Here is a 14,582-nt window from a genome sequence, read left to right on the forward strand (position 1 = left end):
AAAATCACTGAAAAAAACAGTGCATTTAAAAAAGTATAGAGATGAAATTTTTTAATATAGAAAAAACCTCTGAAGGAAAAGCAAGAGCAGGGGAAATTACCACAGATCACGGGAAGATTCAAACTCCTATTTTTATGCCTGTGGGAACTGTTGCAAGTGTGAAAACAGTTCATCAGAGAGAATTAAAAGAAGACATTAAAGCTCAGATTATTCTGGGAAATACTTATCACCTATACCTTCGTCCGGGCATGGAAACGATGCAGGATGCTGGTGGTTTACACAAATTCATGAACTGGGACCTTCCTATTCTTACTGATTCAGGAGGTTTTCAGGTGTTTTCACTGGCGAGTAACAGAAAAATGACAGAAGAAGGTGCGAGATTTAAATCTCATATCGACGGAAGTTATCATATGTTCTCTCCGGAAAGATCAATGGAGATTCAAAGACAGATCGGAGCTGACATTTTCATGGCTTTCGATGAATGTACTCCTTATCCATGTGATTACAACCAGGCAAAATCATCCATGGAGCTTACCCACCGTTGGCTGAAAAGATGTATTGACTGGACGAATGATAATCCTGAATTATACGGACATAAACAAAGACTTTTCCCGATTGTTCAGGGATCTACTTATTCTGACCTTAGAAAAATTTCTGCAGAAGTAATTTCTGAAGCAGGAGCAGAAGGAAATGCTATCGGAGGACTTTCCGTTGGAGAGCCAGAAGAAGAAATGTACAGAATCACTGATGAAGTGACAGATATCCTTCCGAAAGAAAAACCAAGATACCTGATGGGAGTGGGAACTCCATGGAATATCCTTGAATCTATCGGACTGGGAATTGATATGATGGATTGCGTAATGCCAACAAGAAATGCAAGAAATGCAATGCTTTTCACCTGGCAAGGGGTCATGAACCTTAAAAATGAAAAATGGAAACGCGATTTTTCGCCTTTGGATGAATTTGGAACCAGTTTTGTAGATCGTGAATATTCAAAAGCGTATCTTCGTCACCTGTTTGTATCTAAAGAATATCTGGCAAAACAGATTGCGTCGATTCATAATCTTGCCTTCTATCTTGATTTGGTAAAAGTAGCCAGAGAACACATTATGGCAGGAGATTTTTACGAATGGAAAAACTCTGTGGTACCGGTTCTTAGACAAAGACTGTAAAAGAATATGCTTAAAATTGTAGACAGATATATCATTAAAAAATACCTTGGGACTTTCAGTTTCATGTTGGTATTATTGTCTATAGTCGTATTGGTAATCGATGTTCAGCAGAAAATCCCAAGGATAGAAAATGCCAAGGCTATTGATCCGAAACTGGATCTGACGTATTTTCTTATCCATTTCTATCCCTTCTGGATCATCAATCTTGTGGTGACCTTCCTTTCTATTCTGGTATTTATATCGGTAATTTATTTTACCTCCAGAATGGCAAATAATACTGAAATTGTGGCCATTATAAGTAGTGGTGCCAGTTTCCACAGATTTTCCAAGCCCTATCTGTTTACCTCTATTTTTATTGGATTGATTGCCCTTGTGGTATACCATATGGTTCTTCCATGGGCCAATATCAAGAAAAATGAATTGGAAGCATATACGTATAATGCGGCCAATAAAGAAAAGATTTTAGGAACAGCTCCCGCTTCTTCACAGCTGAGTAAAACGGAATATATTTTCGTTGATTCATGGAATAAAAGAGAAAAAAGAGGCTCAAGTTTTGTCTACCAGAAATATGATAAAGACAGAAAAATGGTCTATGAGCTTAAAGCAAGTGAAGTGTATTGGGATAAAGCCAAAAAACAGTTTGTTTTAAACAACTACCTGGAAAAAACAATCAATAAAGACAATACCGAAAAACTCGGTAACGGAATAGAATTAAGGAAAAATTACGGTCACTCGCCGGAAGAACTTTTTCCTAACGAGCTTTTGGGACAAAATAAAACCACTCCTGAACTTTTGAAATTCATCGAAAGAGAAAAAGAAAGAGGAAACAGTAACCTGAACTCGTATCTGAATGAACTTCACCAGAGAACCTCAATGCCTGTTTCAATCATTATTCTGACATTCCTGGCGCTTTCCCTGTCATCACAAAAGAAAAGAGGAGGATTGGGTGTAAACCTTGCCATAGGTATTTCATTGGCCTTTATTTTCGTGTTTTCGTTTGAAGCCTTAAAAGTGGTTTCGGAAAATAAAAGTTTGTCTCCGGCTGTAGCCATGTGGCTGCCCAATATGGTGTTTTTACCGCTTACGCTTTATCTTTATATCAAAAGAGCCAATCAATAAAGTAGTTTTACTTCTTTGTGATAAAAGGAATGCATTCCGTCTTCCAGTTCGATCCAGAGTTCACCCTTTTCGTCTGCATGTCGGATGATGCCATTTTGTCGCTCTTTTTCAATTTCAAAAACTGATATCTGATCCTTTCTGAAAAGTTTTTTATTAAATCCATCCAGAATTTCCTGATCAGAAGGTAGACTCTTAAGCTTTTCACACAAATACTCATGAAGGTTTAAAGCGAGTTCTTCCAGGTCAAACTGTATCCCTGTCTGTGTCAGAAGTGATCCCGCATTGGATATTTCGTCAAAATTTTCCTGCAGGATGTTGATTCCGGCTCCAATAATGAAATAATTATTTTGATTAATTTTTTTCTTTTCTATTAAAATTCCAACGATTTTTTTACCTTTAAGGATAATATCATTCGGCCATTTGATTTTTACCTCAGAGTCAGACAATTTGGCAAGGAAATCCCGGATCACCATTGCGGTATAATAATTGAATATAAAGTCGGAGCACAGGATGTTCTGAGTATTCATTGCCAGCGTATAAGCCAGATTTTTTCCGGCAGTCTGAGTCCAGATATTTCCATACTGACCACGGCCTTTAGTTTGATTAAAAGTATGAAGTCCTATAAAATTTGAATCTCCGTAAAGTAAAAACTTTGATATTTCGTCATTAGTAGAAGAACATTCTTTCAGGTAGAAGAGTTGGCTCATTTAAGAAAACTTTAAGAGATTAAGAGGGTAAAAGTAAGGGTAAAGTAAAGAAAAAACAATAAATTTGCAGATTATAGTATTTTTTTAATGAATAAAACAGCAGAAAAACAAGCGTTAATAGATAAAATCGTTGAAGCTATCCAGGATGTAAAAGGAGAAGACATTATGATCTTTGACCTTTCAAACATCGAAAACTCCGTAGCAGAAACGTTCGTAATATGTAGTGGAAACTCAAATACACAGGTAGCTGCATTGGCAGGAAGTGTAGAGAAGAAAGTAAGAAACGAACTTCAGGACAGACCTTGGCACGTAGAAGGTACTGAAAATGCAATGTGGGTATTGGTGGATTACGTTTCAGTGGTCGTTCATATTTTCCAAAAACAGGTACGTGAGTACTACGATATAGAAGAACTTTGGGGTGACGCAGTCATTACCAGAATTGAAAATGAATAATAAAAATTTTAAAAAGTCTAAATGAATAATAAAGGATTCAACTGGTTCTTTCCTATTGCAATCGTAGCTCTTTTGCTATTCTTTGGCTCCAATTTCCTTGGAGGTGATGCAGCAAAATCTATTGATGAAGATGGTTTCTTTAGAGAAATGCAGGCGGGCAAAGTCCAGAATATAATTATATACAAAGACATAGAGAAAGCTGATGTTTTCCTAACAAAAGAAGCAAAATCGGCAATGGTTTCCAAAGCCGGAAAAGAAAACAACCCACTTTCTGCCTTCGAAATGGCTCCTAAAGCAGATTTTTCTGTGAAATATGGAGACCTTCAACTTTTCCTTCAGAAATTTGAACAGGTCAAAGCCAGCAATCCGGTTATTAAAACAACCAAAGATTACGGTACAGGTAAAAGCGCATTAATGGATATTTTAATTCCTGCGCTGGTTTGGATTTCAATCTTAGGATTATTCTACTTCCTACTTTTCAGAAAGATGGGCGGTGGCGGAGGTCCTGGCGGACAGATCTTCTCAATCGGGAAATCTAAAGCAAAGCTTTTTGACGAAAAAGAAAGAATTCAGGTAACATTCAAAGATGTTGCAGGATTGGAAGGAGCTAAAGAAGAAGTTCAGGAAGTAGTAGACTTCTTGAAGAACTCTGAAAAATATACAAAACTGGGAGGTAAAATTCCTAAAGGTGTCCTTTTAGTAGGCCCTCCGGGAACTGGTAAAACCCTATTGGCGAAAGCTGTTGCAGGGGAAGCTAAAGTTCCGTTTTTCTCACTTTCAGGTTCTGATTTCGTTGAAATGTTTGTAGGAGTAGGAGCTTCCAGAGTAAGAGACCTTTTTGCTCAGGCTAAAGCAAAATCTCCGGCGATTATTTTCATTGATGAGATAGATGCTATCGGACGTGCAAGAGGAAAAAATAATTTCTCCGGCGGAAATGACGAAAGAGAAAACACCCTGAATCAGCTTCTTACTGAAATGGATGGTTTCGGAACAGATACCAATGTTATCGTCATGGCAGCAACCAACAGAGCAGATATCCTTGATAAAGCTTTGATGAGAGCAGGACGTTTTGACCGTTCTATCTATGTAGACCTTCCGGAACTTCACGAAAGAAGACAGATCTTTGATGTTCACTTGAAAAAGATCAAGCTTGATGATAATGTAGACAGAGAGTTTCTTGCAAAACAGACTCCTGGATTCAGTGGGGCGGATATTGCCAACGTTTGTAACGAAGCAGCACTGATCGCAGCAAGAAATAATCATACTTCTGTAACAAAACAGGATTTCCTTGATGCTGTAGACAGAATCATTGGTGGTCTTGAAAAGAAAAATAAAGCAATTAAGCCTTCTGAAAAAAGAAGAGTGGCTTACCATGAAGCAGGACACGCTACCATCTCATGGTTGGTAGAACATGCATCCCCGCTTTTAAAAGTAACGATCGTTCCTAGAGGACGTTCATTAGGAGCAGCATGGTACCTTCCGGAAGAAAGACAGCTTACCACTACTGAACAGATGTTGGACGAAATGTGTGCAACATTAGGAGGTAGAGCAGCAGAGCAGGTAATATTCAACAATATTTCTACAGGAGCACTTTCTGACCTGGAAACTGTGACGAAGAGAGCTCAGGCAATGGTAACAATCTACGGACTAAGCCCGAATATCGGTAACATTTCTTACTATGACAGCTCTGGCCAGTCTGAGTATAATTTCGGAAAGCCCTATTCTGAAGAAACTGCTACAAAAATTGATGCAGAGATCAAATCAATCATCGAAAATCAATATGAGAGAGCGGTAAGAATTCTTGATGAGAATAAGGATAAACTTGATGCGCTGGCAAGTAAATTGTTGGAAAAAGAAGTGATCTTCCGTGAAGACTTAGAAGAAATCTTCGGAAAAAGAGCATGGGATCCTGAACTGACAGAGAAGCCTGTAACCAATACTATTCCTGAGAAAGATCAGCCAATGGTAGAGGAAACACCTCAGATCAAAGAAAAAGAAGAAGAAAGCGAAATACAGGCTCCTGAAAGCCCAACACAGCTTTAAGACTCTTAAAAAATAAAATTATTAAAACCTGACAACTGCAAAATTGTCAGGTTTTTTCATATTTAAGGAGATATTTTGGACACTATTGTAATTTATTTTCTATTTTTGTATAAAGTTGACTAAAAATAGATTAAGTTGAATTTATTCAAGAGGATTGTAAGCAAACTTACCAACCAGCCTGAAGAAGAGGACAAACAGAGCCTGGAGAAGCTTGGGGATTCGCTGAAAAATGCGGATCTTGACTATAAGTTTGCGCAATTATTTACGCATTCGGGGGGATTTTTTAATTATTGTGCAGATGAAGCGGAAGCTCTACAAACTTTAAATCAAATTATCAAAATTGAAGGGATCCACAATCTTTTTTGTTGGGACAAAGAACTTCAGAACTTTTTGAACGTTGTGAAGACTACCTATACTTCAGAGCTACAACCGTCTAATGACGCCGCATTCATCACCTGTGAATACCTGATCGCCTATGATGGCAGAATCATGCTTTCACATAATAATATTCTTCATTATCATTCTTCAAGGCTTCCCGACAGAATTATCATTATTGCCAATGTTTCTCAGATTGTAAACAACCTGAATGATGCTATGGGGAAAATAAAAAGAAACGGAAATATCAAGAACCTTACTTCCATAAGCGGAAGCCAATCAAAAATGGACAGTTCTTCCAATTCCAATACAAAACTGTTTTTATTGCTGCTTGAAGATTAAGCAACCACTTCTAAATTTTAAATTTTGGACAAAAATCTCATTCAAAGAACCGTATCAGGTATCGTTTATGTAGCTATCATTATTCTTTGTTCTACTCCGCTGGGAGCACAGCTGCTGAACAATATTGCACCTGGCCTGATTAAGCAACAGTATCTTTATCATGGATTAATGAGTCTGCTGCTGATTGTAGGAACCTGGGAATGTGTCAAAATCATGAAGTTTGGAAACGGCTATGAAAAATGGGTAGTATATCCATTGGTCATTTTTATTTTCTATATGTTTTCCAAAAGATATTTTAATCACGATTTCTTTTTTGATTTCAGACTTAGCGAAATACTGGCACTGGCTTTAATTGGGATTGCTGTGGTTACTTTATTCAAATATCCCAACGAATTATACTTCGACAGCGGAAAACTTATTTTTACCGTGATCTACGTGGCCCTGCCATTTAGTTTTGCATTGGGATTACCAAAGTTCTCCAGCTACAGTGATAGTTTCTCTTTGGAGGTTCTGTTTCTGTTTATCCTGATCTGGAGTAGCGATACCTTTGCCTATCTGGTTGGAAAGTTCTTCGGGAAACATAAAATGGCGCCTAAAATTTCGCCTAAAAAAACTTGGGAAGGGTATGCCGGAGGTGTTGTTTTAACATTGGTTTTATCCTACTTTATTGAACACTATCAACCTGAGCTGAGAGGCAACTGGATGGTTGTAGGATTTTTGATTGCAGCCTTTGCTCCTTTAGGAGATCTGGTGGAGAGTCAATTGAAGAGAAACTTCGGTGTAAAGGACAGTGGAAACATCATTCCCGGGCATGGAGGAGTTTTAGACAGACTGGATAGTTTTATTATCTGCGTTCCTGTCGTATATTTGTACTTTATTTTAGAAAAATTTATTTAGTCTCATGAAATTACATAGAGAATCAAAAGGAACGATTACCGTTGCAACCCTGCTTTTTATTATTCTGGGTGCTTTAGCAATTTATTTCCTTGAAATATGGTCACTGGTGATCATTATGCCTTTGTTGGTTATTTACGGTTTAGTTTTCTGGTTCTTCAGAGTTCCGGATCGTAATATTCTTGATCACAAAGAAAATGTTATTGCTCCGGTGGACGGAAAAGTGGTAATGATTAAAGAAGTGGAAGAGGATGAGTTTATCAAAGGAAAAGCCATCCAGGTTTCTATTTTTATGTCACCACTTAATGTTCACATCTGCAGATATCCGGTTTCGGGAGAAGTGATTTACAAAAAGTATCACCCGGGAAAATATCTGGTAGCATGGCATGAAAAGTCTTCCACAGAGAACGAAAGAACTACAGTAGCAGTTCAGACGATGACAAATCATAAAGTAGTCTTCAGACAGATTGCCGGATATGTTGCAAGAAGAATCGTTTTCTACTGTAATGAAGGAGATAAAGCAAAAGCCGGACATGAGTTCGGATTTATTAAATTCGGTTCCAGAATGGATGTGTTCCTGCCTTTGGATACTGAGATTATCTGTAAAATCGGAGATATTACAAAGGGAGGTGAGGATGTCATTGCCAAACTGAAAGAAAATTAATATTCTTATCATATATAAAATCAAAAGAGAGCCATTATAGCTCTCTTTTTTATTTGAGGGATAAAGTGATATATTTTGTTGTTTGAGTTTAATTACGCATGCGTACTATTGCGTATCAGAAGAGTAATGCTTTTCCATTTGGATCAATAATTTTGCCTGCTTAAAAACACAAGCCCATGCTTTTTAAGTGATCTGAGGTAAATGATTGTTAATTTATTGTCAAAAATGGCATTTCATTTGATAATTTTAACATTGAATTTTAGTAAATTGTAGAAAAACACCTTGATCATCTCCTTTTTAATGCTGAAAAAGACTGTACATTTCGTTTTGTAGATTTTTTATTTTGCATGAAAGGCTGTTAATATTGGAAAATTTATACTTTCAGGAGTACAAATGCCAACTTAAGCTTGTGAAAGCATAAAAAAACAACAAGATGATTTATAAGTTTTTCTTTAAGGTGATCAACGACGAAGCCGAGAATATGGATGATGATTTTGAAAGTAATTATCTTCATCTTATTAACCGGTATTTGCTTTTATTGTTTTTCATATTCCTGTTTTATTCTATTTTCATTATTGCTTTTTTCGGGGATATGCTGATCTCCATATTTCTTACCATCATTACCTTTTTCTGGTTGTTTCTCATGGCCATAAAAGGAAAAACCAAACGGTTCAGAAACGTTTTAAAACCATTCATTGTCGGTATATTTGTTTTACTCACATTTATCGTAAGCTTTTTTAATATTTATACTTACAAAAATGCCGGAGTAGAGTACTTTTACTTTTGTCTTTTGTTTGCTGTTCCGTTCTTTCTGAAATACAAAAAAGACGCCTACACCATCTTTTTTATCACTTTCATCATCAGTATCAATTTTATTACCTGTCTTTATTTTGATTTTGATTTTCTTCCTAAAAGCAGATATATAGAAAAAGCAGATTTTAAAACAATCAAATTGCTGAATATTTTATTTTCGGTTGCTTCTTTTCTGATGGATATTGTTTTTATTACCCAAAAAGACGCTTTGATTCATGGCTTAATTTCCGATAAAAAAGAAAAAGATTCTACCATCAAGGATCTCGTAAAAACAAATGCAGAGCTTATGAAGCACCAGATGCTGATCAATCATCTCTCAGAAGAAAATATTCAGGAGATCTTAAATTTAGCGGAAAGTAATTCACCCATGTTTTTTGAAAAATTTCAGGTGTTCTTTCCTCATTTTATTCCCGAAATTTTAAGAATAAATCCTAATCTGATCCATTCTGAGCTCTATTTCTGCGCACTGATGAAGCTGGATTTTGATACCAAGAAGATTGCACAGTGTACGAATAACAGTATCCGGGCGGTGGAAAGTAAAAAATACAGAATCCGGAAAAAACTGAATATCTCCTCTGAGATCAATATCAACAGCTTTTTGATTAAAATTTAAACAGAATTCCGATTTTTGTTACTCATACGTAATCTTGAGTAGTTTCCGATGGTGTTTTTTGGTTTTCTTGTGAATATTTTTACTTAAAAACATTGTGATGAATATTAAGAACATTCATATTGGAAGCCTGATCCAGTCTAAAGTGGAGGAGTGCCAGATTTCAATAGAAAGAATTTCCAGGTTTCTGAGCCGTACGGAAGATGAAGTAGAGATGATGTATCATGCAAAAAGTATGGATACCGATATTCTCCTGAAATGGTGCAAGCTTTTAAAATTCGATTTCTTCAGATTTTATACCGGACATTTGATTTTGTATGCTCCCCAGGCAAGAATTGATACTGTCTTCACTCAAAATAAAAACACGCTGGTTTTCAGAAAAAGTATCTATACACAAGAGGTTAAAGATTTTATTCTTGATAAAATAAGAACCGGGAAAATGACAGCAAATGATGTAGTGATAAGGTACAAGATTCCCAAGACCACTTTATATAAATGGATGAAAAAGATATAGTGCTATGATACCTGATTACAAACAGATTTACACCGATATTCTTGAAGAGAAGTTTCCCGAAAAATTATCAGATGCCACCATCAGACATAAGTTGGAAACATTTCATTCTGCTTTTGACATTCTGAAATTTAATCAACTGATTTTTGGAGAAACTGAATATATGATGGAACGTAAAAATCAGAGACTCCGTTCTTATGATAAGGAATCTATTTTGAAAATTCTTACTTATCAAAAAAGAAACGGGCTGACCAATCTCCAGGTGAGTGATCATTTTAAAATAAGCCGAAATACCATTGCCAAATGGAAAGCCATTTTTATGACAGAGGTGTTGCAGTCTGTTTAATCTAATTATTTTATTAAGTAAGAAATAATTGGTCTTCTACTATTTTGATTTTCTTTTTTGAATTAATGGTTGGGTTTTGTTAAATAACTCAACTTTTTATTGATGTGTAATGTTTTGATAAGTCATTGTCATTTTGTGAGTTTTACTACGCGTGAGTAGTATTGCGTAGTGAAAAATTAACATGTAATAACCTGTGGTTGATAATTTTGTGGAAGTTAAATGTCAAGATTAATATTTTTAATTATCAACAATTATAACTTATACAATGATGGAAACAAAATTTACAATGCCTCCAATCAAAGTCTTGTTTATAGCAATGCTCTTTGTTTTTGGAAAATCTTTTTCTCAAATCAATAATGGTGCAGTAGGGATTAATACTACAACACCGAATGCTAATTCCGTTTTGGATGTTGTTTCAGGAAATAATAACAAAGGAGTACTTATTCCAAGATTAACGGAAGCACAGCGAAATGCAATAGTAATTAATCAATCCAATGACGATGGGCTGACAATTTACAACACCACAGAAGACTGCTTTAATTACTGGAGCTTTGCGGATAACGAATGGAAAAGTGTCTGCGGACAGATGGGTAAATCTGTTTTTACCATAGACTGTTCTACTTCAAAAGCAATGGGAAGCTATGTAAAAGGAAAAGAGCTTACCAATTCAAATTATCTGAACATTGCTGTGAATGTAACAAAACCCGGTAATTATACCATTTCCGGAACTACTGCAAACGGATATAATTTCTATGGAACCGGAGTATTTCTAAACACCGGAACACAGACAATACAGATTCCGGGACAGGGTACTCCTCAGAATATCCAGATTGATAATGTTGTTCTTGAAGCCAACGGAACTGAAGTGACTTGTACACCAGCTATTTCCATTACTGTGCTGAGTCCGGCAGGAACTTATACCATGAGCTGTGGAACTGCAACAGTAAATGGAGTATATAAAGTGGGGACGGCTCTTACTGCTTCAAATACAATTACCTTACCTGTGAACGTTTCAACATTGGGAAGCTACACGGTTACAACCAATACGGTTGACGGTATTTCTTTCAGCGGATCAGGAACATTTACCTCTACAGGAAATCAGAATATTACATTAAGCGGAACAGGTACTCCAACCTCTACATCGGTGAAAACAATTACAATTACTTCCGACAGCCAGGGAGGTGTATCTACAACCTGTTCTGTAAATGTAGTGGTTGTTATTCCTAAGAAAACGGTTCTCCATATCGGACTGGAGACAGCTTATGGTTATAGCGCCTATACCGGCCCGTCAAGAAGCCTGATGGATTCTCCGACAAATTTCGGTACCACTGCTTCCAGTATTGTTAAATATGAAGGTTTTACCCATACTTCTTTAGGAAATTCCCCTTCATCAACAGCCCTTCAGACAGCTCTGAATAATAAGCCGGATATTGTTGTGATTGGTTACAACTATACACCTAATGCTACAGATGCCGGTTATATTGCTTCTTATCTTAATAAAAAAGGAGTTGTCATTGCGATGACTGATGATACAGGGACTGCACAGAATTTATTCAGAGGAATATTTTCTGATCCTACCATTTCAGCTTCTTATGGAGGTGGTGCAGGTTCTGTGTATGCTCTTACTAATACTGATGATCCTATCCTTAACGGGCCTTTTGGAGATGTAAGAGGAAAAAACTGGGGTGAAGATGCTTCTACAACCGTAAACATGTCAGGATTGACAAGTGGGTTTGTTCCTTACAGCTATGCGCAACCTATCAACAGTACAACTACCAGAACGGGAATTTCAGGGTTAAGAAATACCAGCTTAAACTTTATCTGGTTTGGTGACGGTGGCTTTTTAAGTAATGAAAATGCCAATGGGAATCAGTATTCCAGTAATACTATTGAGCCTTTTGTAGCGCCCAGCACAGGAGGGTATTTCCCGGTTCAGAAATCAGCTTACGGATATGCAGGAAACGGATATACAGCAGGAGGAATGCAGGTTCAGAATTCAATCCTTTTTGCCAATATGATTGCCTGGGCAATAAAGCAGGCAGAATTTAACGGAATAAACACACAATGATAAAAGGTTTTTAAAGATGGCTCCGGCACGATTATTCGTGCCGGAGTTTTTTATTTTATATGTTTTTTAACCTCCTGTATCATGTTTAATATCAAATCCACAGGAATATCTTCTTCCATATCAATAAGAAGGATTTTAAACTTCTTTCGGCCGTCCCGGATCAATTCGGGATAATCAAGTCTGTCACCGTGATAAAAACTCAGATAATGTTTTTGATATTTTTTGCTGTAGTAAAAGTAGCACAGCATTTTCTTTTTGTATTTGATAAACGGAAGTCCGAAACTGAATGTTTCTGTAATATTTTCCGGATCTGAAGCTAAAATGGTGTCACGCAAAAATAAAAGAGTACTTCTTTCAGGCTCTTCGATTCTGTAGAAATACTCTTGTATTGGGTTCATTTTAATTCAGTTAAAAGATTAGTCGAAGTTTTGAAGTTCAACAAGTTTGTGATACATTCCTCTTTTTGCAATCAGGTCGTGGTGGGTTCCCTGTTCCACGATATCACCTTTTTCCATTACCACAATCCAGTCTGCTTTCTGAATGGTTGAAAGACGGTGGGCAATCACTAACGAAGTTCTGTTTTCCATCATTTTCTCCAGTGCATCCTGTACAAATCTTTCGGATTCTGTATCCAGTGCAGAAGTTGCCTCATCCAGAATCATGATTGGTGGGTTTTTCAATACCGCTCTGGCAATAGAAACCCTTTGTTTCTGACCTCCGGAAAGTTTACCTCCATCATCTCCGATATTGGAATCATATCCTTCAGGAAGTGAAGTGATAAATGTATCAGCATTGGCAATTTTAGCTGCAGCAATTACTTCTTCTCTGGTAGCATCAGGTTTACCCATCAGAATATTATTGTAAACAGAATCATTGAATAATACAGATTCCTGGGTTACCATTCCCAGCAGCTTACGGTATTCCTGTAATTTTAAATGCTTGATGTCGGTTCCGTCAATCAGTATTTCTCCTTCCGAAACATCATAGAATCTTGCTAATAGGTTAGCAATAGTTGTTTTACCACTTCCACTTTGCCCTACAAGAGCAACGGTTTTCCCTTTTGGAATAGAAAGTGAGAAGTTTTTAAGAATCGTATGATCTTTATCGTAGTAAAAACCAATATTATTAAACTCGATTGAACTATTTAATGTTGATATAGAAACAGGATTTGGTACTTCGTCAATTTTCACATCAGCATCCAGAATGGCTAAAACTCTTTCAAGAGAAGCTTCACCCTTCTGAACATTCGAAATAGATTGTGATAAACTTTTCACAGGAGGTAAAATCTGGAAGAAAATACCCAGGAAAACCAGGAAGTCTGCAGGCGAGATACTTTGCTCTACGATGATTTGTTTTCCACCGTACCAGGCGATAATCAAGAACGTAACTGAACCTAAAAATTCGCTCATTGGAGAGGCTAATTCCTTTTTTCTTCCTAAGTTTATGGAGCTGTTGATCCACTTCTGCATAGACTGCATAAAACGGTTGTCCATTATTTTTTCGGCACTGAAAATCTTAATCACCTTTGTAGATTTCAATGTTTCATCTACGATTGAGAAAATATTTCCCATCTCATTCTGAGCCTGGTGAGAATCTTTTTTGAGACTTTTTCCTATTAAAGCAATCATCGTTCCCATTACAGGTAATACTAAAAGAGAGAAAAGAGTCATTTCTGTACTTAAAAAGAAAAGAGTTACCAATGTACTGATCAGCATGAAAGGTGCATTGATTAATTCCACTAAACTTCCTAAAATATTACCTTCAACTTCTCCCACGTCATTAGACATACGGGACATCAGATCTCCCTTTCTGCTTTCTGTAAAAAAGGAAACAGGTAAAGCAAGAATCTTTCTGTACATTGCTCCACGAAGGTCTTTAGTAACCCCTACGCGGTAATTGATCAATAAAAATGAACCTAAATATCTGAAAAGGTTTCTCAGCAAAAACATAAAAGCTGTGATCACACAAAGCCATGCCAAAACGTTAAGTGCTCCATATTGGGTCACTAAACTCTGAACATAATAATTGGCATATTCTTTTGCGTAGGAGAAAAAATCTAGAATTTCTCCCGAATACACAGGTGGATGGCTGTATTTTTTAGCCTCAATGGTTCCGAAAAGCATTCCCAAAACAGGTAGAATAGTCCCTAAGGAAGCAATCTGAAATACAGAATACATAAGATTGAAAAACAAACTTCCGTAGATGTATTTTTGGTGAGGTCTTGCGAACTTTAGTATTTTAATATATTGGTTCATTCAATGAAAAAATTGGATAGCAAAATTACGTAAAATTAAAAGATAAGACGTTCTTAATCCTATTTTACTTTACCTGATAAGTTTCAAAAAATTTATTTTTGTTACAACTCAGGGCTATTCAGCTATATTTTTTAAATATATAAAACCGGATAGGGCTTAGAACAAGGGATAAGAAAGTAGTATTGGTTAATAAAAAAAACTGCCGAAACA

Annotated in this window: 14 protein-coding genes; 11 read left to right on the forward strand and 3 right to left on the reverse strand. The window is 36.5% G+C overall.

Annotated elements, in window-relative coordinates:
• Positions 1-41: 41 nt before the first annotated feature.
• Together tgt and J2786_RS15800 are read left to right on the forward strand one after the other, a co-directional pair.
• The gene (gene tgt, locus J2786_RS15795; RefSeq protein WP_047427159.1) at positions 42-1,172 is read left to right on the forward strand and encodes a tRNA guanosine(34) transglycosylase Tgt; all 1,131 of its coding nucleotides are present in this window, start codon (positions 42-44) and stop codon (positions 1,170-1,172) included.
• 6 nt (positions 1,173-1,178) lie between these two features.
• Positions 1,179-2,291: an LptF/LptG family permease gene (locus J2786_RS15800; protein ID WP_047427160.1), complete on the forward strand. Its 1,113-nt coding sequence runs from the start codon at positions 1,179-1,181 to the stop codon at positions 2,289-2,291.
• Here the strand turns inward: J2786_RS15800 and J2786_RS15805 are convergent.
• Positions 2,285-2,998 carry a biotin--[acetyl-CoA-carboxylase] ligase gene (locus tag J2786_RS15805; RefSeq protein WP_047427162.1) on the reverse strand — a complete coding sequence of 238 codons (714 nt, stop codon included), beginning with the start codon at positions 2,996-2,998 and terminating at the stop codon, positions 2,285-2,287. The two genes, J2786_RS15800 and J2786_RS15805, sit on opposite strands and share 7 nt — an antisense overlap.
• A gap of 87 nt (positions 2,999-3,085) precedes the next feature.
• Between J2786_RS15805 and rsfS the strand changes: the two genes are divergently transcribed.
• The 9 genes from rsfS (at position 3,086) to J2786_RS15850 (ending at position 12,117) form a co-directional block, all read left to right on the forward strand.
• Entirely contained in the window at positions 3,086-3,451 is a 366-nt protein-coding gene (gene rsfS / locus J2786_RS15810; RefSeq protein ID WP_047097448.1) for a ribosome silencing factor, read from the forward strand.
• Positions 3,452-3,472: 21 nt separating this feature from the next.
• Positions 3,473-5,494, forward strand: coding sequence for an ATP-dependent zinc metalloprotease FtsH (ftsH, locus tag J2786_RS15815; protein ID WP_047427166.1), 2,022 nt, complete (start codon positions 3,473-3,475; stop codon positions 5,492-5,494).
• A 135-nt stretch (positions 5,495-5,629) separates the two neighbouring features.
• The gene (locus J2786_RS15820) at positions 5,630-6,211 is read left to right on the forward strand and encodes an LUD domain-containing protein (RefSeq protein WP_047427169.1); all 582 of its coding nucleotides are present in this window, start codon (positions 5,630-5,632) and stop codon (positions 6,209-6,211) included.
• Positions 6,212-6,235: 24 nt separating this feature from the next.
• Positions 6,236-7,108: a phosphatidate cytidylyltransferase gene (locus J2786_RS15825; RefSeq protein ID WP_047427173.1), complete on the forward strand. Its 873-nt coding sequence runs from the start codon at positions 6,236-6,238 to the stop codon at positions 7,106-7,108.
• Between the two features lie 4 nt (positions 7,109-7,112).
• A complete protein-coding gene (locus J2786_RS15830) occupies positions 7,113-7,769 on the forward strand; it encodes a phosphatidylserine decarboxylase family protein (RefSeq protein ID WP_047427176.1) in 657 nt (218 codons plus the stop codon).
• Between the two features lie 433 nt (positions 7,770-8,202).
• Positions 8,203-9,195, forward strand: a complete 993-nt coding sequence (locus tag J2786_RS15835; RefSeq protein ID WP_052186768.1) for a helix-turn-helix transcriptional regulator — start codon at positions 8,203-8,205, stop codon at positions 9,193-9,195.
• Between the two features lie 97 nt (positions 9,196-9,292).
• Positions 9,293-9,706, forward strand: coding sequence for a hypothetical protein (locus J2786_RS15840; protein WP_047427179.1), 414 nt, complete (start codon positions 9,293-9,295; stop codon positions 9,704-9,706).
• 4 nt (positions 9,707-9,710) lie between these two features.
• A complete protein-coding gene (locus J2786_RS15845) occupies positions 9,711-10,049 on the forward strand; it encodes a hypothetical protein (RefSeq protein WP_047427182.1) in 339 nt (112 codons plus the stop codon).
• Positions 10,050-10,314: 265 nt separating this feature from the next.
• Complete coding sequence (locus J2786_RS15850) at positions 10,315-12,117, forward strand: phage tail-like protein (protein ID WP_047427185.1); 1,803 nt, start codon at positions 10,315-10,317, stop codon at positions 12,115-12,117.
• A gap of 50 nt (positions 12,118-12,167) precedes the next feature.
• Here J2786_RS15850 and J2786_RS15855 read toward each other — a convergent pair whose 3' ends face one another.
• Both J2786_RS15855 and J2786_RS15860 read right to left on the reverse strand, forming a co-directional pair.
• Positions 12,168-12,515 (reverse strand): DUF1801 domain-containing protein, encoded by a 348-nt coding sequence (locus tag J2786_RS15855; RefSeq protein ID WP_047427187.1) that lies wholly within the window; start codon positions 12,513-12,515, stop codon positions 12,168-12,170.
• A gap of 18 nt (positions 12,516-12,533) precedes the next feature.
• Positions 12,534-14,372, reverse strand: a complete 1,839-nt coding sequence (locus tag J2786_RS15860) for an ABC transporter ATP-binding protein (RefSeq protein WP_047427190.1) — start codon at positions 14,370-14,372, stop codon at positions 12,534-12,536.
• Positions 14,373-14,582: the final 210 nt, after the last annotated feature.

The organism is Chryseobacterium vietnamense, from assembly GCF_031454475.1.
In the GTDB taxonomy this organism is placed as follows: Bacteria; Bacteroidota; Bacteroidia; order Flavobacteriales; family Weeksellaceae; genus Chryseobacterium; species Chryseobacterium vietnamense.

Coding starts and splice junctions, on each gene's coding strand:
- tgt (WP_047427159.1), top strand. CDS start 42: ATGAAATTTTTTAATATAGAAAAAACCTCTGAAGGAAAAGCAAGAGCA.
- J2786_RS15800 (WP_047427160.1), top strand. CDS start 1,179: ATGCTTAAAATTGTAGACAGATATATCATTAAAAAATACCTTGGGACT.
- J2786_RS15805 (WP_047427162.1), bottom strand. CDS start 2,998: ATGAGCCAACTCTTCTACCTGAAAGAATGTTCTTCTACTAATGACGAA.
- rsfS (WP_047097448.1), top strand. CDS start 3,086: ATGAATAAAACAGCAGAAAAACAAGCGTTAATAGATAAAATCGTTGAA.
- ftsH (WP_047427166.1), top strand. CDS start 3,473: ATGAATAATAAAGGATTCAACTGGTTCTTTCCTATTGCAATCGTAGCT.
- J2786_RS15830 (WP_047427176.1), top strand. CDS start 7,113: ATGAAATTACATAGAGAATCAAAAGGAACGATTACCGTTGCAACCCTG.
- J2786_RS15835 (WP_052186768.1), top strand. CDS start 8,203: ATGATTTATAAGTTTTTCTTTAAGGTGATCAACGACGAAGCCGAGAAT.
- J2786_RS15840 (WP_047427179.1), top strand. CDS start 9,293: ATGAATATTAAGAACATTCATATTGGAAGCCTGATCCAGTCTAAAGTG.
- J2786_RS15845 (WP_047427182.1), top strand. CDS start 9,711: ATGATACCTGATTACAAACAGATTTACACCGATATTCTTGAAGAGAAG.
- J2786_RS15850 (WP_047427185.1), top strand. CDS start 10,315: ATGATGGAAACAAAATTTACAATGCCTCCAATCAAAGTCTTGTTTATA.
- J2786_RS15855 (WP_047427187.1), bottom strand. CDS start 12,515: ATGAACCCAATACAAGAGTATTTCTACAGAATCGAAGAGCCTGAAAGA.
- J2786_RS15860 (WP_047427190.1), bottom strand. CDS start 14,372: ATGAACCAATATATTAAAATACTAAAGTTCGCAAGACCTCACCAAAAA.